Here is a 25866-nt window from a genome sequence, read left to right on the forward strand (position 1 = left end):
ACCTGCCAGCCGGCCTGCATCAGCGCCTGCGCGGCGGCGCGGCCGATGCCCGAACCGGCGCCGGTCACGGCGGCGAAGCGGAGCTTGGAGGGCGTCGCCGCGGCGAGCGGGACGACCTCGGGCGAGGCCGTCACGTCGGCAGCGACGGGATCGAGGGCGGCGTGGGCAGAGTCCATCCCCGCATCATAGGGAGCACGGCGGACATCGGCTGACGCGAGGCTGAAGCGATGGCGCGCTCTGCGCCCGCGGTCATCCCGCGTTCCATCCCTTGCACCATCCCTTGCATCGCCGCTTGGAGCGGGGCCGGCCAGGACAGGCGGATACCGGACAGGGCGTCATGTTCGCTCATCGCGCGGCCACCTGTTCGCCGTCCAGCGCGCGGTCCGCGCGGCGGGCGGTGACCACCACCGTCGGCAGTGTCTGCACATCGCCGGCGGCGCGCAGCGCGGCCAGGGTCTGGGTGGACTTGCCGTGGATGACCACCGTGGGCAGTCGCTGCGGTTCCTCGGCCCGGCTGGGCAGCGCCAGCAGCAGGCCGGCGACGATGCCGGTCGCGACGCCGATCAGCGCGGCAACGCGCTTGACGTTCGTGAATCGGTCGTAGCAGCGAATGGTGTTCATCTCGTTCTCCGGGGCCGCGGGTTGTTCTTGCGGCACGGGACGGATGATTCCAAGGGTTAACCCCTGGCGGAAGCCGGCTGCGACCAACCCGTGCCTGCCGGTGATGAACTGCGGCTGGGCGCGATGAATGACCCCCTTCGAAAGGGTTTACCCCAAGAACTAGGGGCCCCTTGCGGGGCCCTTCGTCGGACGGAGGCGGTGCCGGATCAGGCAGGGGTCAGGCAGGGGTCAGGCAGGGGTCAGGCAGGAATGAGGCCGCGCCCCTTGAGCATGGGCACGACGCTCGCATCGCGACCACGGAAGGCCCGATAGGTCGCGCCCGGCTCGCGGCTGTTGCCGACCGACAGGATGTTGGCCAGCACCGATTGCGCGGTCGCCGCGTCGAACGGATCGCCAGCTTCCACGAACGCCTCGAAGGCGTCGCAGTCCAGCACTTCCGCCCACAGGTAGACGTAATAGCCGGAGGCGTAGTAGCTGCCGGAGAACAGATGCTGGAAATGCGTCAGCCGGTGGTTCAGGCCGATCGCCGGCGGCAGGCCCAGGCGCTCGAGCGTCTCGCGCTCGAAGGCGACCGGATCCGGCACGTCCGCCTGCGCCCGGCCGTGCAGCGCCAGGTCCACCAGCGCCGAGGCGCAGTAGCGCACCGTCTCGTAGCCCTGGTTGAAGGTCGCGGCCGCCTTCAGGCGGTCCAGCAGCGTGTCGGGCAGCGGCTCGCCGGTCTTGTAGTGCCGCGCATGCCGCTTGAGCACCTCGGGCTCGGCCATCCAGTGCTCCATCAGCTGCGAGGGCAGCTCGACGAAGTCGCGCAGCACCTGGGTGCCCGACAGGCGCTCGAACTCGACGTCCGACAGCAGCCCGTGCAGGCCATGGCCGAATTCGTGGAACAGGGTGCGCACGTCGTCGAAGGACAGCAGCGTCGGCTCGCCCGGCGCGCCCTTGGCGAAGTTGTTGTTGTTCAGGATGATCGGCAGCGCGGCTATGCCGTTGCGCGCCTGCCAGCGCAACGCGTTCATCCAGGCGCCGCTGCGCTTGGTGGGACGCGCGAAGTTGTCCTGGACGAAGATCCCGCGCAGCGAGCCGTCGGGCCGCTGCACCTCGTAGACCTTCACGTCGGGGTGGTAGCCGGCGACCTGCGGCTGCGCGACGAAACGCAGGCCGTAGAGGCGCGAGGCGCAGTCGAACATCGCCTGCACCATCGCGTCCAGCGGGAAGTAGGGCTTGACCTCGGCCTCGTCGAGCTGGAAGCGCTGCTGGCGGACCTTCTCCGCGTACCAGCGCCAGTCCCAGGACTCGATCGTCAGGTCGTGGCCCAGCTGCACGCGGACCTCGTCGAGCATCGCCCGCTCGCGCGCGGCGGCCGCCTTGGCCGGTTCCCAGACCTGGTCCAGCAGGCCCTGCACGGCGGACTGGCGGCCGGCCATCGTGTCGGCGAGCGCGTAGTCGGCGAAGCTGCGATGTCCGTGCAGCGCGGCCTGTTCGTGGCGCAGCGCGAGGAGCTCGCGCACCAGTTCGCGGTTGTCGGTCTCGCCGGCGATCTCGCCGCGGCCGACCCAGGCGCGCCAGGCCGACTCGCGCAGGTCGCGGCGTTCGCTGAAAGTCAGGAAGGGCACGATCAGCGAGCGCGACAGCGTCACGACATGCACGCCCTCCTCCGTCTGCCCGCGATCCAGCGCGGCCTGGCGTGCGGCGGCGCGGACGAAGTCCGGCAGGCCGGCCAGCTCGGCCTCGCCACGCAGCACCAGCTGGTAGCTGCTCTCGTCCGCGAGCACGTTCTGCGCGAAGCGGGTGTTGAGCTCGGCCTGACGCTCCATGATCGCGGCGTAGCGCGCGCGGGCCTCGCCCTGCAGCCGGGCGCCGGCGCGAACGAAGTCCAGGTGCACACGCTCGAGCAGCCGCAGCGACTCGGGCGACAGCCCCAGCGACGCGCGCTGCTCATGCAGCCGCTCGACGCGCTCGAACAGCGCGGCGTTCAGGTAGATGGCGTTGGTGTGCGCCGCCAGCGGCGCGGCCATGCGGCGTTGCACGGCCTGCAGCTCGGGCGAGCTGGCCGAGGCGCTGAGCGTCGAGAACAGGTGTTCCAACGCGGTCAACGCGCGGCCGGCGCGATCGAGCGCGGCCAGCGTGTTGTCGAAGTCCGGCGCGGCCGGATTCGACGCGATCGCGGCCAGCTCGGCGCGATGCGCGGCGAGCGCGGCCTCGAAGGCGGGTTCGACATGTTCGGCGCGGATCGCGTCGAACGGGGGCAGCCCGTAAGGACCGGTCCAGGCGGACAGCAGCGGATTGGACAGCAGGGTGGTGCTCATCGGGTCTGCCCCTTCCTCATCACTTCTTGTTCTGTTCCTTCTTGATCGCGATCTCGTCGGCTTCGTCGTACGAGCGGCTGGCGCACTTGAACTTCCATTCGTTGCGCTTGTCGTTCAGGTCCTCGACGGCCTCGTTGAAATCGTCGGCGATCTTCTGGTGCGCATCCACGCGGGCGTTGAAGGCCTTGTTGACCTCGACGCGGTCGTTGCGCGCCTTGTTGAAGGCGTCGATCTTCGGCTGCAGGGCGGTGGCGCGGGCCTGGTACTCCTCCTGCTTGGCCTTCAGCTCGGCCTTCTCCATCTTGGACGCGCCGGCCTCGATCTCCGCGCCGAACGCCTTGACACCCTCGATCTCGGCCTTCAGGGCCGTGCCCTGCGCCTGCATGTCGGACTCGAACTTGTCCGATTCCGCCTTGGAGGCCTTCAGCTCGTCGCGTTCCTTCAGGACCACGGCCTTCTTCTTGTCCAGCTCGGCGGCGGCTTCCTCGTTCTGCTGGTTCGAGTTCATGCAGGTGCGCAACTCGTCGCGCGTCATCAGCTTGCCCTTGCCACCCTTGGTGGCCGGGGCCGCGGCGGGAGCGGCAGGCGTCGACGTGGCCGGCTTGGCGGCGGGCTTGGCGGGTGCGCTCGTCTGGGCGGAGGCCAGACCACAGGCCAGCAGTGCCGCGACGGCGAGGGAGGTGCGAAGGAGGTTCATGTCGTCTCTCATGTCATTGCGCCGGGTGGGCGCTGTCTCGTCGGTACGGACCGTCCGGCTCGCGTCGGCTCGCGTCTGGTCCGCTCTGCGGGTCGGCATGATGCCACGACCCGGATAATGCGCCGCTTCAGATCGTTTCCGGCCCGCGTGCAGCCCGCACGGCAGGCCGTCCAGCCCGACCACCCCGAACACGACCGCCCCCAGGCGGCATCCGACCATGGCGCTCAAGGCCACCATCCACAAAGCCCAGCTGCAGCTCTCCGACATGGACCGCCATGTCTACGGCGAGCACTCCCTGACCGTCGCCCGCCATCCGTCGGAGACCGACGAGCGGATGATGCTGCGCATCCTCGCCTACGCGCTGAACGTGCCGGCGGACGACCTGCACGGCAAGCTGGAGTTCAGCAAGGGCCTGTCCGACGTCGACGAACCGCCGCTGTGGCAGCTTGACCTGACCGGTCAGGTCGTCCACTGGATCGAACTCGGCCAGCCCGACGAGCGCCGGCTGCGCCAGGCGCACGGTCGGGCGGATCGCGTCACCGTCATCGGCTACGCGTCCAGCACGCCGGTGTGGTGGACCGGCATCCAGAACAAGCTGCAGCGCACGCCCAAGCTGGCGGTGTGGCAGATCCCGGCGGAACAGGCGCAGGCCCTGGCCGCCCTGGCGGAGCGCGGCATGCAGTGGCAGGTCAGCATCCAGGATGGGACGGCGTACGTCAGCACCGAGAAGGGCGCGGTGGAGATCACGCCGCAGCTGCTGAAGGAACGCGAGGAGTAACTCCTGGGTTAAGGTAGGGGCGGGTTTGCCCGCCCTTGAGAATCAGGAGACCGCAGTGCCTCAATCCGTCCCGTCCGCACCCGTCGACTCGACCGCCGCCAAGGACGATCCGTTCCTGTGGCTTGAAGCGCTGGAAGGCGACGAGGGCGAACGCGCGCTGCAGTGGGTGCGCGAGCGCAACGAAAGCACACTCGCCGTGCTGAAGGCCGAACCTGAGTTCGAGCCGGTGCGCGAGGAACTGCTGCAGATCCTCAACGCCCGCGACCGCATCCCGCACGTCGCGCGGCGCGGCGACTGGTTCTACAACCTGTGGCAGGACGAGGCCCATCCGCGCGGCCTGTGGCGGCGCTGCACGCTGGAGGAGTACCAGCTCGCCGAACCGCCCTGGCGCCTGGTGCTGGATCTGGACGCGCTGGGCCGCGACGAGGGCCGCAGCTGGGTGTTCCACGGCGCGACGGCGCTGGCGCCCGACTACCGGCGCTGCCTGGTGTCGCTGTCCGACGGCGGCGCCGATGCGCACGAGCTGCGTGAATTCGACCTGGAGACGCTGCGCTTCATTGCTCCGGCCGACGGCGGCTTCTTCGTGCCCGAGGCCAAGAGCGACGTCGAATGGCTGGACGCCGACACGCTGCTGGTGGGCAGCGATTTCGGGCCGGACTCGCTGACCGAATCGGGCTATCCGCGGCAGGTCCGGCGCTGGGCGCGCGGCACGCCGCTGGAGGCGGCCCCGGTGATCTTCGAAGGCGAGAAGGGCGACGTGTCGGTCTCCGCGTCGGTCGATCGCACGCCGGGTTTCGAGCGCGTCGTCTTCAGCCGCGCGCTGGATTTCTACAACGAGTCGCGTTTCCTCTGGAAGGACGGCGCCTTCGTCCCCATCGACCTGCCCAGCGACATGAGCGTCCATCTGGAAGGTCCCTGGATGCTGCTGCGTCCGCGCACCGACTGGGCCATCCCGCACGGGCCGACCTATCCGTCAGGCTCGCTGCTGCTGATGGAGGAAGCCTCGTTCTGGAAGAACGAGCGGCACGACAAGCACATCCGGGTGATGTTCTCGCCGACGGCGGGGCGCTCGCTCGAGGACTACACGCTGACGCGCCATCACCTGCTGATCAACGTCAGCGAGCACGTCGCCAGCCGGCTCGAGGAGTGGGACCTGTCGCACAAGCCGCCGACGTTGCGCCAGGTCAAGGCGCCCTTCCCCGGCACGCTGAGCGTGCAGAGCCTGCACGACCCGGAGCTGCGCGAGGACACGCTGGGCGACGCCTACCTGCTGCACTACTGCGATTTCCTGACGCCGGACGTCGTCTGCCTGGCGCAGGCCGGCGTCGACACGCGCGAGACGCTGAAGCAGCGCGGCGCGCAGTTCGACGCCCACGGCATGAGCGTCGAGCAGCGCTTCGCGACCAGCGCGGACGGCGAGAGCGTGCCCTACTTCGTCATCGGCAAACGCGGCCGCAGCGCGCAGGCGCAGAAGGAGACGCCGACGCTGCTCTACGGTTACGGCGGCTTCGAGGTCTCGCTGCAGCCCTGGTACTCGGGCGGCAACGGCCGGGCGTGGCTGGCGCGGGGCGGGCAACTGGTCGTCGCCAACATCCGCGGCGGCGGCGAGTACGGCCCGCGCTGGCATCAGGCCGCGACGCTCGAACACAAGCAGCGCAGCTTCGACGACTTCATCGCCGTGGCCGAGGACCTGATCGCCCACGGCCTGACGCGACCTGGACGGCTCGGGATCATGGGCGGCAGCAACGGCGGGCTGCTGGTCGGCGCCTGCATGGTGCAGCGGCCGGAGCTCTTCGGCGCGGTCGTGTGCCAGGTGCCGCTGCTCGACATGAAGCGCTATCACCTGCTGCTGGCGGGCGCATCCTGGATGGCCGAGTACGGCGACCCGGACGAGCCCGACGACTGGGCGCACATCGCCGCGTACAGCCCGTACCAGCAGCTCAAGCCGGGGGTGACGTATCCGAGGGCGCTCTTCGCCACGTCGACGCGCGACGACCGCGTGCATCCCGGCCATGCGAGGAAAATGGCGGCTCGCATGCAGGCGTTGGGGCAGGCGTGCTTCTATTACGAAAACATCGAGGGCGGCCATGGCGGCGCTGCGGACAACCAGCAGCGGGCGCTGTTGCAAGCCCTCGAGTTCGCCTATTTGTGGCGTCAGCTCGGCAGGGAGGCCTCTCGTGGAGACGCATCTTGAATCTGGTCATCCAGCATCTTCCTGACGCGAGATGCTTCCTTGCGCAGCCGCAACCCGGGCTGCAATGCCGGCTCGACTATGAGCGTCACGGCGAACAGCTGATCATCACGCACACCGGCGTGCCGGCGCAGCTGACCGGGCAAGGCGTGGCCTCGCAGCTGGTGGAGGCCGCGGCGCGCTGGCTGGCGGAGTTCCCGCTGCAGCTGGTGCCCGGCTGCAGCTACGTGCGGCATTGGCTGCTGCGGCATCCGCGCTGGCAGCGACTGCTGACGCCGGCGCCGGCGCAGCGCGTGCTCAACGAATGGTTCGGCCTGCCCGGCAGCGCGCAGGACGGCCAGGTCCAGATGAAGTGGTTCAAGAAGGACGCCGCCTTCGACGCGGCACTGCGCGAACGCTTCGGTCCCGTCATCGACCAGGCCCTGCGCGGCGGCTTGCGCGACTGGGATTCCACGGCCTGGGGCGCGCTGGCGCGCATCCTGGTGCTGGACCAGTTCACCCGCAACGTCCATCGCGACACGCCGGCGTCCTTCGCCGGCGATGCGCTCGCGCTGGAAGCGGCCCTGGCGCTGCAGCCGCGCGCACAGGAACTCGGCGTGCTGGAGCGCTGGTTCGTCGCGATGCCGTTGGAGCACGCCGAAGACCTGGGGATGCAGGATCGCAGCGTCGCGGCCTTCGAGTCCTTGGCCGCGGAAGATCAGCGCCTCCAGGACGCACTCGACTACGCGCACAAGCACCGCGACGTCATCGTGCGCTTCGGTCGCTTCCCGCACCGCAACGAGATCCTCGGCCGCGAAAGCACGTCCGAGGAGATCGAGTTCCTGAAGCAGCCGGGATCGCGCTTCTGAGCATCTCAGAGCGTCTCTGGGCGCTACTTCGGCTCCTGTTCCTGCAGCAGCCGCCACATGACCTTGCCCGAGCCTGACTTGGGCAGGGCATCGACGAACGCCACGATGCGCGGCGCCTTGTAGGCGGCCATGTGCTCGTGGGCCCAGTCGATGATGTCCTTGTCGGTGGTCTTGCCCTTGGCCTCGGCGCGCAGCACCACGACCGCCTTCACCGTCTCGCCGCGGTACGCGTCCTTGGCCGCGATGATGCAGGCCTCCTGCACGGCCGGGTGGCGGTACAGCAGCATCTCCACCTCCGACGGCCAGACCTTGTAGCCGCTGGCGTTGATCATCCGCTTGAGGCGGTCGGTGATGAAGAAGTAGCCCTCCTCGTCCATGCGCCCGAGGTCGCCGGTGCGGAAGAAGCGCTTGCCGTCGAGCTCGACGAAGGCCGCGTCGGTCGCCTCAGGTTGCCGCCAGTAGCCCTGGAACACCATCGGGCCGTGCGTGATGATCTCGCCCACCTCGCCGACGGGCAGTTCCTCCAGCGTCGTCGGATCCACGATGCGTGAATCGACGCCGAAGATCGGGATGCCCAGGCACTGCAGCTTCGCGCGTTCGGGCGGATTGCCGTGGCTGGGCGCGGCGGTCTCGGTCAGGCCGTAGCCTTCGGCGAAGGTCAGGCCGAACTCGGCCTGCAGCCGCTCCGCCACCGCCTTGGGCATGGCCGCGCCGCCGCCGCTCAGGTAGCGCAGGCTGCGCAGGTCGAAGGACTTGTAGTTCGGGCTGGCGAACAGGTCGATGATCATTGTCGGGATGCAGGTCCAGTGCGTGACCTGGTAGCGCGAGATCAGCCGCCCGCAGAGCTCGCGGTCCCAGCGCGGCATGATCACCAGCGTCATGCCGATGAACACCGGCCCCAGCACGCCGTAGAGCGTGCCGGTGATGTGGAACATCGGCACCACCGCCAGGCCCACCGACTCCGCGCTGGCGTAGCCCCACTGGCAACCGCCGCAGCTGTTGGACATCAGCGTCGCGTTCGTGTGCACGCAGCCCTTGGGCAGCCCGGTGGTGCCGGACGTATAGGGCAGCATCGCGAGGTCGTCCGGTCCCGCGGTGTGCGGTCCCGGCACCAGGCCGGCGGCGATCGCCTCGCGCCAGTCGGTCGCGCCCGGCGGCAGCTCGTGCACGGCGGTCAGCCAGTGGCGCATCGCCTCCGGCGCATCGCAGGCCGGATCGGGCCCGGCGGGCGGCAGCATCTGCCAGTACTGCGTCACCAGCACCGCGCGCGGCCGCTGCGACGCGGGCAGCTTCTCCGCGGCCCTGGCGACGATGCCGGAAAGTTCGCCGCTGCAGATCACGACCTTGGTCTCGGGGTCGGTCAGGTAATGGCCGAACTCGTCCTCCCGGTTCATCGGATTGACGGGCACCACGACCGCGTCCGCGCGGTTGATCGCATAGAACGCGATCAGGTACTGCGGGCAGTTCTGCAGGAACAGCGCGACGCGATCGCCCTTGCCCACGCCCTGCGCGCGCAGCCAGCCGGCCAGCGCCTCGGCCTGGCGGCGCATCTCGCGGAAACTGAGTGTGGCGCCGAGGAACTGCGTCGCCGCCTTGTCCGGATACCGGTTCGCGGCGACCTCCAGGTTGAACCACAGCGAAGTCCGCGGAATCGCCAGCCGCCGCGGCAACCGGGCCGGCCAATGGCTGTACTGCACGTCGGCGTTCTCGGGACGGGGGGTGACCACGCGCGTCATCGATCTGTCTCCTGTCTTTGTTGGACCGATCTTCAGTCGGCCCAATCACCCACCTTGTCACCGCAGCGACAACACCGGACGAAGCGCGCGGTCAACGAGCGCCCGTGGGGCCGGGATGGTGCTGGGGATTCCCGGAGGGATGCCCCTTGCACCGTGGAGTGCCCGCGCCCGGCCTACCGCAGTCGAGGCCCCCCTCGAGGGCGTGTCCCGCCCACGTGTGGCGTAAAGCAGACTCCGTCCCCGCCATTGGGGTGGTCCCCGACATGCTCCTCCCCACCCCCGCGCGTAGCATGCGGGCTTTTACCAATGCCCCTGCGGCACGCGCCTCCGACCCGGAGGCGATGGTGCGCCATCGGGCCGTGCTTCCGTCCATGCTGATTGCGCGCCGTTCCGCCCTGCTCGGGCTCCTGACCTGTGTCCTGGGATCCACTGCCGCCACGGCGTGGGCGATCCCCGCCGAGCAGCCGCTGGATCTGCCCGCCGGCCCGGTCGTGCTGACCGTCGGCGGTGCGCTGCGCAACGCCAACCGAGACGGCCGTGCGGCCTTCGACATGGCCATGCTCGAGAAGCTCCCGCAGGTGAGCTTCAGCACGCAGACCCCCTGGTACCCGAGCCCGCGCAAGTTCACCGGCCCGCTGCTGCGCGACGTGCTCGCCGCCGCCGGCGCGCAGGGCCGCACCATCGAGGCGCGCGCGCTCAACGACTACCGCGTCAACATCCCCATCGACGACAGCGCGCGCTACGACGTCATCGTCGCGCGGCTGATCGACGACAAGCCGATGGCCGTACGCGACAAGGGGCCGCTGTTCCTGATCTATCCGTTCGACCGCGCGCCCGAACTGCGCAACAGCATCTTCTACGGACGCTCGGCGTGGCAGCTCACCCACCTGGAGCTGCGTTGAGCATGTCGCGCGACGCCGCCCGCATCGTCTCGGCCAAGCAGCGCCGCTGGCGCATCGCCGTCTCCTCGATGGGCCTGCTGCTGGTGCTGGCGCTGGCGGGCGTCGCCTGGCTGCAGGCGCGCCAGTACGAGGCGCTCAACGGCACGCGGCGCTACCAGGACGACTACCTGGTCTGGAGCCTGTTCCAGTTCGAGACCGAGTACCTGAAGCTGCGCCTGTCGCTCGAACAGGCCGCCGGGCCGAGCGTCGCGGTCGATCCCGACCAGGTCGCGCAGCGTTATGAGATCTTCGTCAGCCGGCTCAACCTGGTGGAGAGCGAACACGCCGCGCTCGTGCTGGCGCATCACCCCGATTACCAGCGCACGCTGACGCGCACGCAGGACTTCGTGCGCTGGGCCGATGCGCTGCCGCTCAACGGCGCGCTGATCCGCGAACACCCGGAGCGCATCGCCGAGATCATCGACCGGCTGGAGCCGCTGGCCGATCCGATCCGCGACCTGTCGCTGACCTCCACCCACCATGTCGCCGAGGACGTGACGCAGCGCAACGAGATCGTGCGCAACCAGAGCCGCGTCAGCCTGGGCCTGACGGCGGTGCTGTCGGCGATGACGCTGCTGTTCGCGGCCGTCATCTACCGCCAGTTCCGCGGCCTGGAGCGCTACGGCGACAAGCAGAAGGCGCTGGCAGCGCGGCTCATCGACGCGCAGCGCGAGGCCGACGCCGCCAACCGTGCCAAGACCGTCTTCCTCGCCAACATGAGCCACGAGCTGCGCACGCCGCTGCAAGGGCTGCTGGGCATGCTGGGCCTGATCAAGGACGCGCCGCTGACCCCCGCGCAGCAGGACCAGCTGAAGGCCGCGAACGACTGCGCGCGACATCTGCTGGCGGTGCTCGGCGACATCCTGGACGTGACGCGCATGGAGGCCGGCGGCCTGTCGATCGCGCCGGAGCCGCTGCAGCCGAGCGCGCTGATGAAGGAGCTCGAGGCCTTGAGCCGGCCGCAGGCTGCGGCGAAGCGCCTGTCGCTGCACTTCGGCGTCGACGACGACGTGCCCGGCTGGGTGCTGGCCGACCCGACGCGGCTGCGCCAGATCCTGCTGAACCTGCTGAGCAACGCGCTGAAGTTCTGCGACCGGGGCCATGTCGGCTGCCAGATGCGACGCGGCGTCGGCGCGCTGGGCGAGGACCTGCTGATGGTCGAGGTCAGCGACACCGGCCCGGGCATCGACACAGAGACACAGGCGCGGCTGTTCCAGCGTTTCAGCCAGGGCGACGCGAGCACCTCGCGGCGCCACGGCGGCGCGGGGCTGGGGCTGGAGATCTCGCGCCGGCTGGCGCGTGCGATGGGCGGCGACATCCATGTGCAGAGCGCCGTCGGCCAGGGCGCGCGTTTCACGCTCGCGCTGCCGCTGCGCGCCGGCGCGGACCTGCCGCCGGGACGCATGCTGCCGGGTGGCGCGGCGGCCTCCAGTTCGACCCAGGCGGCCAACGCGTCCGACGCGGTGCCGGGCACCGGCGCGCCGGTCGCGCCCGTGACCGGTCTGCGCGTGCTGGTGAGCGAAGACAACCCGACCAACCGCATCGTCATCGAGGCGATGCTGGAGCGGCTCGGCCACCATCCGACGCTGTGCGAGAACGGCCTGCAGGCGTTGCACGCATTGCGGCAGCAGCCCTTCGACCTCGTGCTGATGGACCTGCACACGCCGCAGATGGACGGTTTCGAGGCGACGAGATTGATGCGCGAACTCCCGGCGCCGCGCGGACGGTTGCCGATCGTCGCGTTCTCGGCGGACGCGTTCGAGGAGTCGCGCCAGAAGGCCGACGAGGCCGGCATCAGCGCCTTCCTCGCCAAGCCGGTCGAACTGGAGACGCTGCGCGTGTGCCTGCAGACGCTGGCGCCGTCGCCGGCGCGGCCTGAAGCGGCGTAGCATCCCTCTCCCATGTACCTGTCCCGGATCGCGCTGAGCAACGTGCGCTCGATGGCCTCGCTGGCGATCGACTTCGGCGCGGGTCTGGACGCGCCCGCCGGCACGAACCGGCGCTGGACGCTGCTGCTGGGCGAGAACGGCTGCGGCAAGAGCACCGTGCTGCGCGCGATCGGCCTGCTGCTCGCGGGCAGCGAGGCCTTGCCCGAGCTGCTCGGCGACGCGGATGCATGGATACGCAACGGCGCGCGGCAATGCCGCATCGCCGGCACGCTGGTCACCGCCAAGGGCGAGCCGCGCGAGATCGCGCTGGAGTTGCATCGCGGCGACGGCCTGCGACAGATCTTTGAGCGCAACGCGCAGACGCTGGAAGCGCTGGATGCGGCGATCCGCCACGCCGACCGCAACTACTTCGTGCTGGGCTACGGCGTCTCGCGCCGGCCGCCCGAAGGCGGCAAGCGCGTGAGCGGTCCGCTGGACGATTCGGCGCGTTCGTCACGGGCGCGCGCGCTGGCTTCGATGTTCTCGCCGGAGGCGTCGCTGGTGTCGCTGCAGCGCTGGGCCATGGACCTCGACTACCGGCGCGGCGACGCAGCGCTGGCGCCGATCCGCGCGGCGCTCAACCAGTTGATGCGGGGCATGAACTTCTCGCGCATCGACAAGGAGTCCGGCCAGTTGATGTTCAGGACGGTCGACGGCGAGGTGCCGTTGAACCAGCTGTCCGACGGCTACCAGAACATGGCGGCCTGGTGCGGCGACCTGCTCTTCCGCATCACCGAAGCCTTCCCCGATCGCAAGGATCCGCTGGCCACGCGCGGCGTGCTGCTGATCGATGAACTCGACCTGCATCTGCACCCGGTCTGGCGCCGGCAGCTGGTGGATTTCCTGTCGGCCCTGCTGCCGAATTTCCAGTTCATCGCGACGACGCACTCGGCGCTGACCGCGCAGCAGAGCGGTGAAGGCGAGCTCTTCGTCATCCGCCGCGAAGGCCCCAAGCAGCAGCCGACGCTGGTGCCCTTCGTCGGCGAGCCGCGGCTCATGATGCTGCACCAGTTGCTGATGAGTCCGATGTTCGGGCTCGAATCGATGGACTCGGTGGCCGTGGAATCCGCGCGGAATACGGCGCGCAAGCTGCACACGAAGACGAAGACCCAAGGCAAGGCGTTGACCACCCGCGAGCGCTCGCAGCTGCAGCGCAGCGCCGAGGTCCTGCGGGCCGCGCCCGAATGGGATGCCGTGCCCGACTACGCGCGCCAGCAGTCGGCGCTGTTGAAGGAACTCAAGGCGACGATCGCGAAGCAGGCAGCGGCATCGGCGAAGCCGGCTAAAGCGGCGCCTGCGAAGAAGACCAGCGCCAAAGGCTCGGCAAAGAAGGCCGCACCGGCGCTGACGCTGTCGCCAACCAAGCTGAAGGCGGCGGTGAAACGGGTGGAGCGCTCGAAGTGATCCGGCTGCGGCGTGGCCGGGACGCCGCGAGTCTGGGCGCGTTCACCGGCGCGAAGCTGCAGCAGCGCCTGCTCAAGCTCGAAGGCTACTTCTACGAGGACGGCGGCCAGGTCGACTTCAAGCCCAAGGCGCGCCAGATCTGGTCGACCGCCAAGCCCGCGCTCAAGCTCGACTCGGCCGGCAAGTGCGCGTACTGCGAGGCCGATACGGCCGTGGTCGCGCACGGCGACGTCGAGCACTTTCGCCCCAAAAACCTGTACTGGTGGCTCGCCTACTGCGTCGACAACTACACCTTCAGCTGCCAGGTCTGCAACCAGGTCTACAAGGGCAACACCTTCCCGGTTACCGGCGCGCGTCTGAAGCCGCCGCGCATGCCCGCGGCGCAGCCGGCGGATGCGGCCAAGGCGGCGGCGCTTGCCGCCACCTTCTGCCTCGATCCCGCGAGCACCACGGACGCGTCGCTGAAGCGCTTCTTCGCGGGCGAGCAGCCGCACCTGCCCGATCCCTACCTCGTCGATCCCGAGAAGCTGCTGTCGTGGAACGCCATCGAAGCCACGCAGGAGGTCTGGCTCACCGCACGCGGTCGCTCGGCGAAAGCCAAGGCCGCCGCGAAGGCCGTTGAAGAGGTGCTCGGACTCAACCGCACGGAGTTGCTGCGGCTGCGCTGGAATCACTACGACCTGCTGCGCACCCTGGCGCTCGCGTTCCAGGAAATGAACCCCGCTTCGCCGAATGCAGCCAAGGTCCTCGCCGGCATCCGCCGCCGCGCCGATGGCGACCAGCCGTTCGCGGCGATGACGCGGCATTTCCTGCGGACGTGGGGATTGCTGACACCCTGATCCCCCAAAAGGTCGGCCCCCGTCAGTCCCTCTTCGGTGGGCGGGCTTCCGACTAGCGGTTCGCGCCGATTCGGCCGATATTGGACGCATTCCTTTCGTCCTATCAGGAGTCGCCGAATGAGCAGTCTCATGTCCCATGAGTTGCTGGGGTCAGGTGTTGCCGGAGAGCCTCGCCTGACCTCATCACGTCACCCCTTACCACCTGTCGAAGCCATTGACCGGACCTCGTCACCGACTCACGATCGTGACCTTGCCGTCAAGGTGGCGATCTTGGAGACCAACGTGAATGGACTGAAAAACGAAGTCAGTGAATGGAAGAGCGAGTTTCGCGAATTCCGGAAGGAGATGCGCGCCGAAATCACGGCCATTCGCACCCACGACTTCCGGTTGATGTTTGGTGCACTCATCACCGTCGCGCTCAGCCTCGCCGCCGTGATGGCCAAAGGCTTCCACTGGATCTGATCAGACGACCACCGGCTCCGGCTCCAGCCGGATGCCGAAGCGGCCGTAGACGCTTTCCTGGATCGCGCGCGCCAGCGTGACGACTTCGGCGCCGCGGGCCTCGCCGCGATTCACCAGCACCAGCGCCTGCTTCTCGTAGACCGCCGCGCCGCCGACGCTCTTGCCCTTCCACCCGCAGGCATCGATCAGCCAGCCCGCGGCCAGCTTGAAGCTGCCGTCGGCCATCGGGTAATGCACGATGTGCGGGTCGCGCGCGATGATGTCGCGGCATTGCTCCGCGCTGACCACCGGGTTCTTGAAGAAACTCCCCGCATTGCCGATGCGCGCCGGGTCCGGCAGCTTGGCGCTGCGGATCTCGCAGACCCACTCGAACACCTGACGCGCATCGGGCGCGGCGATGCCGGTCTCGGCCATCTTGCGTTCGAGGTCCAGGTAACCCAGTTGCGGCTGCCACGGCTTGGGGCAGCGCAGCCGCACCTTGGTGATCACGCTCTTGCCCGCCAGGCCGCCGTAGCCGGTCTGCTTGAACACGCTGTCGCGATATCCGAATCTGCACACCGACGCCGGCAGCGTCACGCGCCGACCGGTCGTCAGGTCGACCACGTCCACGCTCTCCAGCCGGTCCTTCAGCTCGATGCCGTAGGCGCCGATGTTCTGCACCGGCGCGGCCCCCACCGTGCCGGGAATCAGCGCCAGGTTCTCCAGTCCCGGCACGCCCTGCGCCAGCGACCACGCCACCGCCTCGTGCCAGGGCACGCCGGCGCCGGATTCGACGATCCAGCAGTCCTCGCGTTCCTCGACGCTCAGGCCCTGGATCTCCATCTTCAGCACGACCGCGTCGACATCCTTGGTCAGGACGAGGTTCGAGCCGCCGCCCAGCACGAACTTCGGCGCACGGCCCAGTTCGGGGTGGTCGACGACGCGGCGGACGTCCAGTTCCTCGCGGATGCGCACCAGCCGGCGCGCCGTGGCGGGCAGGCCGAAGGTGTTGTACGGCTTGAGGTTGACGTCGTGCTCGATGACGACGCCCTCGCGGCGCTCGGTCGAGGGGGGGATGGCGGGAGACTGCATGGCTAGAATTCTCGCCCATATCACCGGATGGCCCCGAAGGTCCCCTCGGTGGCCGGCGTCCGACAATCGGGCCCCGCCCTCCCCTTTCGAAAGAGTCGTACACACATGCCCAGCTTTGACACCGTCCTCGAACCCGACATGGTGAAGGTCCGCAACAGCGTGGACGCCAGCGCCAAGGAGATCGCGACCCGCTTCGACTTCAAGGGCACCAGCGCCGCCATCGAGTGGAAGGACAAGGAAAAGGAAGTCCACGCCACCGGCGACGCCGAGTTCCAGCTCGAGCAGATCGAGGCCGTGCTGTATTCGAAACTGACCAAGCAGGGCGTGGTGCTCGGCTTCGTCGACAAGCAGGACAAGATCGAGAAGCTCGGCGGCGACCGCGTCAAGCAGGTCTACAAGATCAAGAACGGCCTGGAAGCGCCCGAGGCCAAGAAGGTCGTCGCCGCGATCAAGGAAAGCAAGCTCAAGGTGCAGGCCCAGATCGAGGGCGACATCGTGCGCATCACCGGCAAGTCGCTGGACGACCTCCAGGGCGCCCAGGCCGCGCTGCGCAAGGCGCTGCCCGATCTGCCGCTGAGCTTCGACAACTACCGCAAGTGATCCTCGACGCGATGGGCACCCTTCGCAAGTCCGGCTGGCGACGTCCCGCCGCCGTGGCACTGACTGCGCTGCTGGCCATGGGCGCGTCGACCGCGCACGCGGACAGCGTCAAGGCCGCGCGGTACTACGAGGACGCGCTCAAGCGCTTCGAACGCCAGGACATCGACGGCGCCGTCATCCAGCTCAAGAACGCGCTGCAGCAGGACGCCCGCATGCTGACGGTGCACGTGCTGCTGGGCAAGGCGCTGCTGATGCGCAGCGAGGCCGCGGCCGCCGAGATCGAGTTCAACGAGGCGCTGTCGCAAGGCATCAACCGCGCCGAAGTGGCCGTGCCCCTGGCGCAGGCGCTGGTCGCGCAGGGCAAGCAGGCCGAAGTGTTCAAGCTCCCGGCCCTGGTGCCCGACGGCCTGCCCGACAACATCCGCAAGCCGCTGCTGCTGGTGCGCGCGGCGGCGGCCTCGGACCTCGGCGACCCGGCACGGGCGCAGGCCCAGATCGAGCTGGCGCGCGCCATTCCCCCGGACAACGCCGACACCTGGCTGGCCGAGGTGCCGCTGCGCCTGCGCGCGCGCCAGTTCGAGCAGGCCACGGCCGCCGCCGAGCAGGCCTTGCGGCTCGCGCCGGGCAACGGCGAGGCGCTCTACCAGCGCGCCACCGTGCCGCATGTGCAGGGCAAGCTGGACGACGCGCTCAAGGGCTACGAGCGCGCGATCGCGGCCGATCCGCGCCACCTCGAAGCGCAACTGGCACGCGCCGGCCTGCTGATCGACCTGAACCGCGACGCCGATGCGCTGGCCCAGGTCCAGTCCGCGTTGAAGCTGGCCCCCAGCGAGCCGCGGGGCCTCTACCTGAGCGCGGTGCTCGCCGAGCGCCGCAACGACGCCGCCGCGGCCAAGGCCGCGCTGAAGGCGGTCACCGCCGAACTGGATCCGGTGCCGATCGAGTTCATCCGCTTCCGCCCCCAGGCGCTGATGCTGAACGGCCTGGCCCACTTCGGCCTGGGCGAGATGGAGAAGGCCAAGCCCTACCTCGAATACGCGCAGCGCCAGACGCCCAACAGCCCGCTGTCCAAGCTGCTGGCGCAGGTCTACGTGGCCGAGCCCAACCTCGACCGCGCCGGCGAGGTGCTGGAGTCCTACCTCAGGGCCTATCCCGGCGACGGCCAGGCGCTGGTGATGATGGCCACACTGCAGATGGCACAGGGTCGCCACGCGCGCGCCGCCACGCTGATGCAGGAGGCGCTCAAGTCGCGGGACGCGCCGGAGTTCCGCACCGCGCTCGGTCTGTCGCTGCTGCGCGGCGGCCAGTCCGGCGACGCGGTCGGCGAACTCGAAAAGGCCTTCCAGCGCGATCCGCGCCAGGTCTACGCAGGCATGGCGTTGGTGTCGCTCTACCTGCGCGGCGGACAGACGGCCAAGGCGGTCGGCGTCGCGGACAAGCTGGTCAAGCAGGACCCGAACAACCCCACCGCATGGATCCAGCTCGGCGTGGCGCGCCGCGCGGCCGGCAACGCAGCCGGTGCGCGCGAGGCCTACCAGAAGGCCAGCCAGCTCGATCCCGGCCTGCTGGAGGCGCAACTCGGCCTGGCGCGGGTCGACATCACCGAACGCCAGTTCGACGCCGCCCAGACCCGTCTGGCCGCCCTGCTGAAGACGGACGAGAAGAACGTCGACGCGCTCTACGAGATGGCGCTGCTCAGCGAGGCCCGCGGCCAGACCGCCGAGGTGCCGCGTTGGCTGTCCAAGGCCACCGACGTCAGCACCTCCCGCAACACGCGGGCCGACCAGGCGCTGGTCGCCTGGCTGCTGAAGCAGGACCAGCCGGCGCCGGCGCTGGAGGCGGCGCGCAAGCTGCTCGGCAAGGCCCCGGACGATCCGCAGACGTTGATCACCTACGCGCGGGCGCAGCTCGCGAACCGCGACATCAAGGGCGCCACGGCGACGCTCACCAACGCCGCACGGCGGTCGGGATTCGGCGCGGACCCGCTGGCGCAGATCGCCGGGTTGCAGCTCGACGCACGCGACCTCGCCGGCGCCGCCTACAGCCTGGACAAGGCCCTGCAGACCGCGCCGCAGCACGTCGGCGCGCTGGCGCTGTCCTCGACGGTCGCGATGCAGCAGGGCAACCTGGCGCTGGCCGAGAAGCAGGCCAAGCAGGTCGTCCAGCTCCGGCCCCAGATCGCGCTGGGTTACTCGCTGCTGGCGGACGTGGCGCAGGCCCGCAAGCAGCCCGCCCAGGCGCTGGAATCGCTGCGCAAGGCCCATGAGGTCCAGCCCACCAGCGGCAGCCTCCTGGCGCTGATGCGGGCCCTGAGCCGCCAGGACACGGGCGGCAAGGCCGCGCAGGACCTGGCCGAGCGCTGGTTGAAGACGCATCCGGCGGACATCGCCGCCTGGAAGGCCCTGGGCGACGCCCAGGCGCGCGCCGGCGCCTTCCCGGCGGCGCGCCGCAGCTATGACGCGGCGCTCAAGCTCCGGCCCAACGACGTCGAGGCCCTGAACAATCTGGCGAGCACCCTGCTCCGTCAAGGCGAGGCGGCCGCCGCGGTGACGGTGGCCGAGAAGGCCCTGGCGCTGGATCCGCGCAACCCGTTCGTCATCGACACGGCCGGGTGGGCCTACCACCTGTCCGGCAACGGTGACCGGGCGCTGCAGCTGCTGCGCGACGCGCGGCTGAGGGAGCCCAGCAGCCCGGACATCCGTTATCACCTGGCCGCGGCGCTGGCCAAGGCCGGGCGCAAGGCCGAAGCGCGCGAGGAACTGGAGGCCGCGCTGCGCAGCACGGCGTTCGAAAGTCACAAGGAGGCGCTGGCCTTGAGCCAGACCCTGCGCTGAGGGCGCAAAGCCCCTCTGGTGAGGGGTTCCTGCGCCTGTCGGAAGAACTTACAGTCCCGTTCCAGAGGCGGACACATTCAACGACAAGTGCTTGTGCCGCAAGGCATTCGAGATGTTGGCCCGGGCCTTGCTAACTGAAGGTCGAACGAATCTGACACTCCGATCACGTCGGGGCACCGAGGGGAAACCATGCAAAAAGTTCAACAACGACTGATCGGAATGGCTGCCGTGGCGCTTGCGTCGCTGCTGCCGTTCAGCGCGCATGCGCTCTCCACCTGGACGGCGGGCAGCTGCGTCAGCAACTGCAACGAGACTGGCGACCCGGCACCCAACGTCAGCTACTCGGCCTACTCGGCGGCGATCAACACCACCTCCAGCGGCGCGTATTCGAGCACCGCCGGCTTCGCCCAGAGCACCCTGGCCTACTACAGCGGCAGCGGCTTCGGCGTCACGGCGCCGGGCGGCGACTCGCAGTCGCCCAACCATGCGCTGGACAACTACGGCTACCAGGACCTGATCCTGCTGAAGTTCGACTCCGCCGTGAACCTGACCCAGGTCAAGCTCGGCTGGTGGCAGTACGACAGCGACATCACGGTGCTGGCCTACACCGGCTCCACCTCCGGCGACGTCGCCAGCACGATCAACGGCAAGACCGCTGCGACGCTGAAGTCGGCCAACGGCTGGTCGCTGGTCAACAGCTACGCCGACGTGGGCAACAACGCCAACTCGACAGTCAACCTGAACACCAGCCTCACCTCGAGCTGGTGGATCATCACTGCCTACAACTCGCAGCTGGGCGGCAGCCCGACGGGCGCCGACGGCTCGACCAGCGGCCTGACCCGCGGCACGGGCACCAGCTACGCGGGCTACGACTTCGTCAAGCTGTTCTCCGTCTCCGGCAACAAGCCCGGTGGCGGCAGCAACAACGGCAACGTGCCGGAACCGGCCTCCCTGGCCCTGGCCTCCGTCGCCCTGCTCGGCCTGGTCGGCGTGCGCCGCCGCAAGCAATCCCAAAGCTGAGCCTCCCTGCTCCGCGAAAGGCGACCTACGGGTCGCTTTTCTTTTTGCGACGCACGACCAACGGCAAGCCCAAAGACAAAACGCCCGATGCACTGAGTGCACCGGGCGTTTTCATTTCCCATCGTCCTCGGTCGCAAAACCGAGGCAGTGAGACAGTGGTTGGGGACGGCTGTGCTTGGGGTTTTGCCGCTTGCCGGCAAGGCCCCATGCACTGGCGGCCAACGCCCGGACTTCAGCAGTCCAGGCGCCTCCCCGATCAGCTCCGCAGCGCGCGCTTGCGCTCGTTCTCCGACAGATGGCGCTTGCGCAGACGCACCGACTTCGGCGTGATCTCGACCAGCTCGTCGTCCTCGATGAATTCGACGCCGTATTCCAGCGTCAGGTCGATCGGCGGCGTCACCTTGATGGCGTCTTCCTTGCCGCTCACGCGGAAGTTGGTCAGCTGCTTGGTGCGGGTCGCGTTGACGATCAGGTCGTTGTCGCGGTTGTGGATGCCGACGATCATGCCTTCGTAGACCGGGTCGTTCGGCTTCACGAACATGCGGCCGCGGTCGTCCAGCTTGCCCAGGGCGTAGGTGAAGATTTCACCCGCGTCCATGGAGATCAGCACGCCGTTCTTGCGACCGGCGATGTCACCCTTGTGGGGCTCGTAGCCGTCGAAGATGTTGGAGATCAGGCCCGAGCCGCGCGTCAGGTTCAGGAACTCGTTCGAGAAACCGATCAGGCCGCGGGCCGGGATGCGGTACTCGAGGCGCACGCGGCCACGGCCGTCCGGCTCCATGTTCACCAGCTCGCCCTTGCGCTCACCCAGGGCTTGCATGACGCCGCCCTGGTGGGTTTCTTCCACGTCGGCGGTGACCAGCTCGATCGGCTCGCACTTTTCGCCGTTGATGTCCTGGAACACCACGCGCGGTTTGGAGACGGCCAGCTCGTAGCCTTCGCGGCGCATGTTTTCCAGCAGGATGGTCAGGTGCAGTTCGCCGCGGCCCATCACTTCGAAGATGCCGTCTTCGTCGGTCTCGCTGACGCGCAGCGCGACGTTGGCTTGCAGTTCCTTCTGCAGGCGGTCCCAGATCTGGCGGCTGGTGACGTACTTGCCTTCGCGGCCGGCCAGCGGGCTGGTGTTGACGCAGAAATTCATCGTCAGCGTCGGCTCGTCGACCTTGAGCATCGGCAGCGGCGCCGGGTTGGACGGATCGGTCACGGTGACGCCGATGCCGATCTCCTCGATGCCGTTGATCAGCACGATGTCGCCAGGGCCGGCTTCGGTGGCCTGCACGCGGTCCAGACCCTGGAAGGTCAGCACCTGGTTGATGCGGCCCTTGACGGACTTGCCGTCCGGACCTTCCATGACGACCACGTCCATCGACGGCTTGATGGTGCCCTGGCTGATGCGGCCCACGCCGATGCGGCCGACGAAGGTCGAGAAGTCCAGCGCCGAGATCTGCAGCTGCAGCGGTGCTTCCGGATCACCCTTCTGGGCCGGCACGTGCTTGAGCACCGTGTTGAACAGGGCGGACATGTCCTCGCCCCACTTCTCGCCCGGCGCGCCTTCTTCCAGCGACGACCAGCCGTTGATGCCCGAGGCGTACACGACCGGGAAGTCCAGCTGCTCGTCGGTGGCGCCCAGCTTGTCGAACAGGTCGAACGCGGCGTTGATGACGGCGTCCGGCTTCGCGCCCGGCTTGTCGACCTTGTTCACGACGACGATGGGCTTGAGGCCCAGCGCCAGCGCCTTCTTGGTCACGAAGCGCGTCTGCGGCATCGGGCCTTCCTGCGCATCGATCAGCAGCACCACGCCGTCGACCATCGACAGCGCGCGCTCGACTTCACCGCCGAAGTCCGCGTGTCCCGGGGTGTCGACGATGTTGATGTGCGTGCCTTCCCAGCTGACCGCGCAGTTCTTGGCCAGGATGGTGATGCCGCGCTCACGTTCGATGGCGTTGTTGTCCATCACGGTGTCGACGACCTTCTCGTGTTCGGCGAAGGTGCCGCTCTGGCGAAGGAGCTGGTCCACCATGGTGGTCTTGCCATGGTCGACGTGGGCGATGATGGCGATGTTGCGGATTTGCTTGCTCATGGGGCGGCTTTCGCTAGGGGCTTTCTCTGGATTCGGAGGAAGTCGGGGAACTCGGGATGTCTCGGATCTTGTTGGCGATGTCGGCTCAGGCGGCCTGCATCAGCATGGAAGCGATTTCGGTCGGGCTCAGCAGGCGGTCGGCGATCAGCTCGCCGCCGGCCACGTGGGCGCTGCCCAGGAAGGCGCGCGGCGCCTGGCCGTAGACACGCACCTGCGGCATGTCGGTCAGCGTCACGCGCCGGCGCATGCCGGACAGGAAACGGCCGGCCTCGTCGTTGCTCAGTTCGACCTCGGGCCACTCGCCCAGCAGGCTGTCCGGCGCGGTCAGCAGCGACAGGCGGGCGTCTTCGTCCAGCGCCTCGATCTGTTCCAGCGTCACCGCGCGGTCGATCGACACCGGACCGCTCGCCGTCCGGCGCAAGCCGGCCAGGTGCGCGCCGCAACCCAGCGTCGCGCCGATGTCTTCGCCCAGCGTGCGGATGTAGGTGCCCTTGGTGCAACGCACGTCGATCACCAGCAATAGCTCCGCAGGGTGCCATTCGACGATGTCGAGCGCATGAATCGTCACATTGCGCGGCTGGCGTTCGACGGTCACGCCTTCACGGGCGAGCTCGTACAGCGCCCGGCCCTGATGCTTCAGCGCCGAGTACATCGGCGGCAGCTGCGAGATCGCGCCGCGGAAGCCTTCGCAGGCGGCGCGGATCGCGTCCAGGTCCAGCGACTTCGCGACCTCGTCGCGCTGCTCGACGATCTCGCCTTCGCCGTCACCGGTCGTGGTCGTGATCCCCAGGCGCAGCGTCGCGCGGTAGCCCTTGTCGGCCTCCAGCGAAACCTGGCTGAACTTGGTCGCCGCGCCGAAGGTCAGCGGCAGCAGCCCGGTCGCCAGCGGATCCAGCGTGCCGGTGTGGCCGGCCTTCTCCGCGCGCAGCAGGCGCTTGACCTTCTGCAATGCGTCATTGCTGGTCAGGCCAATCGGCTTGTCCAGCATCAGCACGCCGTGCACGGCGCGCTTCACGATCTTGGGGCGGGGGGCTACTGCGCTCATCACTACGCGGCGGCCCTCTCGGGACGCCGTCTTTCTGGCTCGGAGGACCTCAGTCCTCGGTGGTCTCGTCGTCCTTGGCTCGGGACAGGTTCGCTTTGTTGATCAGCGCGCTCATCTCGGCGGCGCGTTCGATCGTGCGGTCGAAATGGAAATGCAGGCTGGGCACGGTGTGGATCTGCAGCCGCTTGAACAGGCCGTTGCGCAGGAATCCTGCCGCCTCGTTCAGCGCCGCGCCGGTCGCCTCCGGATCGCCGACCAGCAGCGAGAAGTAGACCTTCGCGTGTGCGTAGTCGGGCGTGACCTCCACCGCATTGATCGTCACCATGCCGACGCGCGGGTCCTTCAGGTCCCGGATCAGCTCGGCCAGGTCGCGCTGGATCTGGTCCGCCACGCGCAGACCGCGGTTGGGGATAGATCGCTTGTGACGCATGGCTCTTTCCTCACTCTCTCAAACAACAAAGCCCGGCGGTACGACCCGCCGGGCGTGGAGCGACGGCAGGCTGGGTTACAGCGTGCGCGCCACTTCCTTGATTTCGAAGACTTCCAGCTGGTCGCCTTCCTTGATGTCGCTGTAGTTCTTCAGCTTGATACCGCACTCGAAGCCTTCGCGGACTTCCTTGACGTCGTCCTTCAGGCGCTTGAGCGACTCGATCTCGCCGGTGTAGACCACGACGTTGTCGCGCAGCAGACGGAAGCGCGCGTTGCGCGTCACGTGACCGCTGGTGATCATCGAACCGGCGATGGTGCCGATCTTGGTCGCCACGAACACGGTGCGGATCTCGGCGGTACCGATGATCTCCTCGCGCTGCTCCGGAGCCAGCATGCCGGCCATCGCCGCCTTCACCTCATCCACGGCGTCGTAGATGATGTTGTAGTAGCGCAGGTCGACGTCGTTGTGCTCGGCCACCTTGCGCGCGCCGGCATCGGCACGCACGTTGAAGCCGATCACGACGGCCTTGGAGGCGATCGCCAGGTTGATGTCGGACTCGCTGATCGCGCCCACCGCGGCGTGCACGATCTGGACCTTGACCTCGTCGGTCGACAGCTTGAGCAGCGAGGAAGCCAGCGCTTCCTGCGAGCCCTGCACGTCGGCCTTGATGATCAGCGGCAGCGTCTGCACGTCGCCGGCAGTCATGTCGGCGAACATGTTCTCCAGCTTGGAGGCCTGCTGGCGGGCCAGCTTGACGTCACGGTACTTGCCGGCGCGGAAGGTCGCGATTTCACGGGCGCGGCGTTCGTCGCTCAGCACCATGAACTCGTCACCGGCGCGCGGCACTTCCGTCAGGCCCTGGATCTCGACCGGGATGGACGGGCCGGCCTCGGTGGAGTTCTTGCCGTCCTCGTCCAGCATGGCGCGGACACGACCGTAGGTCGAGCCGGCCAGCACCACGTCGCCGCGCTTCAAGGTACCGGATTGCACCAGCACCGTCGCGACCGGGCCGCGGCCCTTGTCCAGCTTGGCTTCGATGACCAGACCCTTGGCCATCGAATCCTTCGCGGCCTTCAGTTCCAGCACTTCGGCCTGCAGCAGCACCTGCTCCAGCAGATCGTCGATGCCCTGGCCGGTCTTGGCCGACACCGGGACGAACGGCGATTCACCGCCGAACTCTTCCGGCACGACCTGCTCGGCCACCAGCTCGCTCTTGACGCGCTCGGCGTTGGCGTCGGGCTTGTCGATCTTGTTCATCGCGACCACGATCGGCACGCCGGCGGCCTTCGCGTGGTGGATCGCTTCCTTGGTCTGCGGCATCACGCCGTCATCCGCGGCCACGACCAGGATGACGATGTCCGTCGCCTGCGCACCGCGGGCACGCATGGCCGTGAAGGCCTCGTGACCCGGGGTGTCGAGGAAGGTGATCATGCCGCGCGGCGTGTCGACGTGATAAGCGCCGATGTGCTGCGTGATGCCGCCGGCTTCGCCAGCCGCCACGCGGGCGCGGCGGATGCTGTCCAGCAGCGAGGTCTTGCCGTGGTCGACGTGACCCATGACGGTGACGACCGGCGCGCGGGGCAGCAGTTCGTGCTGGCCTTCGGCGGCGGCGCCCTCTTCCTCGAGGAACGCGTCCGGATCGTCCAGCTTGGCGGCGAACGCCTTGTGGCCCATTTCCTCGACCAGGATCATGGCCGTCTCTTGGTCCAGCTGCTGGTTGATGGTGACCATCTGACCCAGCTTCATCAGCTGCTTGATGACCTCCGAGGCCTTCACCGACATCTTGTGCGCCAGATCGGCGACCGAGATGGTTTCGGGAACGTGCACTTCCTGGGCCACCGGCTCGTTCGGAGCCTGGAAATTCGAGGGCGAGGCGCCGCGATCGTCACGACCGCCACGCCGGCCACCGGCACCGCCACGGCCCGGCGCGCGCCAGCTCGTGCCGCCGCCCGGACGCGCCGGACCGTCGGTACGACCACCACCCGGCTTGCCGGCGACGCCACGCTTCTTGGCATCGTCAGCCCAGCTGGAGGGCAGC

The 25866-nt window shown here is 68.7% G+C and carries 20 protein-coding genes; 11 read left to right on the forward strand and 9 right to left on the reverse strand.

Annotation, left to right across the window (positions count from 1 at the left end; all coding sequences use genetic code 11):
* Window positions 1-345: 345 nt before the first annotated feature.
* The 3 genes from VF536_RS20365 to VF536_RS20375 form a co-directional block, all read right to left on the reverse strand.
* Window positions 346-621 (reverse strand): hypothetical protein, encoded by a 276-nt coding sequence (locus tag VF536_RS20365; RefSeq protein WP_331616698.1) that lies wholly within the window; start codon window positions 619-621, stop codon window positions 346-348.
* A 239-nt stretch (window positions 622-860) separates the two neighbouring features.
* Entirely contained in the window at window positions 861-2924 is a 2064-nt protein-coding gene (locus VF536_RS20370; RefSeq protein ID WP_331616699.1) for a M3 family metallopeptidase, read from the reverse strand.
* Between the two features lie 19 nt (window positions 2925-2943).
* Window positions 2944-3621, reverse strand: coding sequence for a hypothetical protein (locus VF536_RS20375; protein WP_331616700.1), 678 nt, complete (start codon window positions 3619-3621; stop codon window positions 2944-2946).
* A 217-nt stretch (window positions 3622-3838) separates the two neighbouring features.
* Between VF536_RS20375 and VF536_RS20380 the strand changes: the two genes are divergently transcribed.
* From VF536_RS20380 to VF536_RS20390, 3 genes are read left to right on the forward strand one after another with little or no spacing between them, the layout of a single operon-like run.
* The gene (locus VF536_RS20380) at window positions 3839-4399 is read left to right on the forward strand and encodes a YaeQ family protein (protein ID WP_331616701.1); all 561 of its coding nucleotides are present in this window, start codon (window positions 3839-3841) and stop codon (window positions 4397-4399) included.
* A 55-nt stretch (window positions 4400-4454) separates the two neighbouring features.
* A complete protein-coding gene (locus VF536_RS20385) occupies window positions 4455-6593 on the forward strand; it encodes a prolyl oligopeptidase family serine peptidase (RefSeq protein WP_331616702.1) in 2139 nt (712 codons plus the stop codon).
* A complete protein-coding gene (locus VF536_RS20390; protein WP_331616703.1) occupies window positions 6590-7438 on the forward strand; it encodes a DUF924 family protein in 849 nt (282 codons plus the stop codon). Before VF536_RS20385 ends, VF536_RS20390 begins: the two co-directional genes overlap by 4 nt.
* A gap of 23 nt (window positions 7439-7461) precedes the next feature.
* Here VF536_RS20390 and VF536_RS20395 read toward each other — a convergent pair whose 3' ends face one another.
* Entirely contained in the window at window positions 7462-9174 is a 1713-nt protein-coding gene (locus VF536_RS20395) for a long-chain fatty acid--CoA ligase (RefSeq protein WP_331616704.1), read from the reverse strand.
* A gap of 371 nt (window positions 9175-9545) precedes the next feature.
* On the opposite strand from VF536_RS20395, the gene VF536_RS20400 reads away from it, so the two are divergent.
* The 5 genes from VF536_RS20400 to VF536_RS20420 all read left to right on the forward strand — a co-directional run bounded on the left by VF536_RS20400 (window position 9546) and on the right by VF536_RS20420 (window position 14748).
* Window positions 9546-10076: a molybdopterin-dependent oxidoreductase gene (locus VF536_RS20400; RefSeq protein ID WP_331616705.1), complete on the forward strand. Its 531-nt coding sequence runs from the start codon at window positions 9546-9548 to the stop codon at window positions 10074-10076.
* Between the two features lie 2 nt (window positions 10077-10078).
* Window positions 10079-12004 carry an ATP-binding protein gene (locus VF536_RS20405; RefSeq protein ID WP_331616716.1) on the forward strand — a complete coding sequence of 642 codons (1926 nt, stop codon included), beginning with the start codon at window positions 10079-10081 and terminating at the stop codon, window positions 12002-12004.
* A gap of 12 nt (window positions 12005-12016) precedes the next feature.
* Window positions 12017-13447 (forward strand): AAA family ATPase, encoded by a 1431-nt coding sequence (locus tag VF536_RS20410; RefSeq protein WP_331616706.1) that lies wholly within the window; start codon window positions 12017-12019, stop codon window positions 13445-13447.
* Window positions 13444-14286, forward strand: coding sequence for a hypothetical protein (locus tag VF536_RS20415; RefSeq protein WP_331616707.1), 843 nt, complete (start codon window positions 13444-13446; stop codon window positions 14284-14286). Before VF536_RS20410 ends, VF536_RS20415 begins: the two co-directional genes overlap by 4 nt.
* Before the next feature lie 117 nt (window positions 14287-14403).
* Complete coding sequence (locus tag VF536_RS20420) at window positions 14404-14748, forward strand: hypothetical protein (protein WP_331616708.1); 345 nt, start codon at window positions 14404-14406, stop codon at window positions 14746-14748.
* Here the strand turns inward: VF536_RS20420 and murB are convergent, their stop codons facing one another.
* A complete protein-coding gene (gene murB / locus VF536_RS20425; protein ID WP_331616709.1) occupies window positions 14749-15819 on the reverse strand; it encodes a UDP-N-acetylmuramate dehydrogenase in 1071 nt (356 codons plus the stop codon).
* A 105-nt stretch (window positions 15820-15924) separates the two neighbouring features.
* Between murB and VF536_RS20430 the strand changes: the two genes are divergently transcribed.
* The 3 genes from VF536_RS20430 to xdp1 all read left to right on the forward strand — a co-directional run bounded on the left by VF536_RS20430 (window position 15925) and on the right by xdp1 (window position 20273).
* Entirely contained in the window at window positions 15925-16419 is a 495-nt protein-coding gene (locus VF536_RS20430) for a YajQ family cyclic di-GMP-binding protein (protein ID WP_297528740.1), read from the forward strand.
* 11 nt (window positions 16420-16430) lie between these two features.
* A complete protein-coding gene (prsT, locus tag VF536_RS20435; protein WP_331616710.1) occupies window positions 16431-19253 on the forward strand; it encodes an XrtA/PEP-CTERM system TPR-repeat protein PrsT in 2823 nt (940 codons plus the stop codon).
* A 189-nt stretch (window positions 19254-19442) separates the two neighbouring features.
* Entirely contained in the window at window positions 19443-20273 is an 831-nt protein-coding gene (xdp1, locus tag VF536_RS20440) for an exosortase-dependent surface protein XDP1 (RefSeq protein WP_331616711.1), read from the forward strand.
* Window positions 20274-20529: 256 nt separating this feature from the next.
* Here the strand turns inward: xdp1 and typA are convergent, their stop codons facing one another.
* The 4 genes from typA to infB form a co-directional block, all read right to left on the reverse strand.
* Window positions 20530-22353 (reverse strand): translational GTPase TypA, encoded by a 1824-nt coding sequence (gene typA, locus VF536_RS20445; RefSeq protein ID WP_331616712.1) that lies wholly within the window; start codon window positions 22351-22353, stop codon window positions 20530-20532.
* 85 nt (window positions 22354-22438) lie between these two features.
* Window positions 22439-23398 (reverse strand): tRNA pseudouridine(55) synthase TruB, encoded by a 960-nt coding sequence (gene truB / locus VF536_RS20450; protein ID WP_331616713.1) that lies wholly within the window; start codon window positions 23396-23398, stop codon window positions 22439-22441.
* Between the two features lie 49 nt (window positions 23399-23447).
* Window positions 23448-23828 (reverse strand): 30S ribosome-binding factor RbfA, encoded by a 381-nt coding sequence (gene rbfA / locus VF536_RS20455; RefSeq protein WP_331616714.1) that lies wholly within the window; start codon window positions 23826-23828, stop codon window positions 23448-23450.
* Between the two features lie 75 nt (window positions 23829-23903).
* A partial coding sequence (gene infB / locus VF536_RS20460; RefSeq protein ID WP_331616715.1) for a translation initiation factor IF-2 occupies window positions 23904-25866 on the reverse strand: 1963 nt, incomplete at its 5' end.

This window comes from Roseateles sp., assembly GCF_036486225.1.
In the GTDB taxonomy this organism is placed as follows: Bacteria; Pseudomonadota; Gammaproteobacteria; order Burkholderiales; family Burkholderiaceae_C; genus Roseateles.

What these genes read in the sequence shown, in the direction of transcription:
- truB (WP_331616713.1), bottom strand. Translation starts at nt 23,398, where the DNA reads ATGAGCGCAGTAGCCCCCCGCCCCAAGATCGTGAAGCGCGCCGTGCAC.
- VF536_RS20400 (WP_331616705.1), top strand. Translation starts at nt 9,546, where the DNA reads ATGCTGATTGCGCGCCGTTCCGCCCTGCTCGGGCTCCTGACCTGTGTC.
- VF536_RS20375 (WP_331616700.1), bottom strand. Translation starts at nt 3,621, where the DNA reads ATGAACCTCCTTCGCACCTCCCTCGCCGTCGCGGCACTGCTGGCCTGT.
- VF536_RS20380 (WP_331616701.1), top strand. Translation starts at nt 3,839, where the DNA reads ATGGCGCTCAAGGCCACCATCCACAAAGCCCAGCTGCAGCTCTCCGAC.
- murB (WP_331616709.1), bottom strand. Translation starts at nt 15,819, where the DNA reads ATGCAGTCTCCCGCCATCCCCCCCTCGACCGAGCGCCGCGAGGGCGTC.
- VF536_RS20370 (WP_331616699.1), bottom strand. Translation starts at nt 2,924, where the DNA reads ATGAGCACCACCCTGCTGTCCAATCCGCTGCTGTCCGCCTGGACCGGT.
- VF536_RS20405 (WP_331616716.1), top strand. Translation starts at nt 10,079, where the DNA reads ATGTCGCGCGACGCCGCCCGCATCGTCTCGGCCAAGCAGCGCCGCTGG.
- VF536_RS20420 (WP_331616708.1), top strand. Translation starts at nt 14,404, where the DNA reads ATGAGCAGTCTCATGTCCCATGAGTTGCTGGGGTCAGGTGTTGCCGGA.
- xdp1 (WP_331616711.1), top strand. Translation starts at nt 19,443, where the DNA reads ATGCAAAAAGTTCAACAACGACTGATCGGAATGGCTGCCGTGGCGCTT.
- prsT (WP_331616710.1), top strand. Translation starts at nt 16,431, where the DNA reads ATGGGCACCCTTCGCAAGTCCGGCTGGCGACGTCCCGCCGCCGTGGCA.
- rbfA (WP_331616714.1), bottom strand. Translation starts at nt 23,828, where the DNA reads ATGCGTCACAAGCGATCTATCCCCAACCGCGGTCTGCGCGTGGCGGAC.
- VF536_RS20395 (WP_331616704.1), bottom strand. Translation starts at nt 9,174, where the DNA reads ATGACGCGCGTGGTCACCCCCCGTCCCGAGAACGCCGACGTGCAGTAC.
- typA (WP_331616712.1), bottom strand. Translation starts at nt 22,353, where the DNA reads ATGAGCAAGCAAATCCGCAACATCGCCATCATCGCCCACGTCGACCAT.
- VF536_RS20430 (WP_297528740.1), top strand. Translation starts at nt 15,925, where the DNA reads ATGCCCAGCTTTGACACCGTCCTCGAACCCGACATGGTGAAGGTCCGC.
- VF536_RS20365 (WP_331616698.1), bottom strand. Translation starts at nt 621, where the DNA reads ATGAACACCATTCGCTGCTACGACCGATTCACGAACGTCAAGCGCGTT.
- VF536_RS20410 (WP_331616706.1), top strand. Translation starts at nt 12,017, where the DNA reads ATGTACCTGTCCCGGATCGCGCTGAGCAACGTGCGCTCGATGGCCTCG.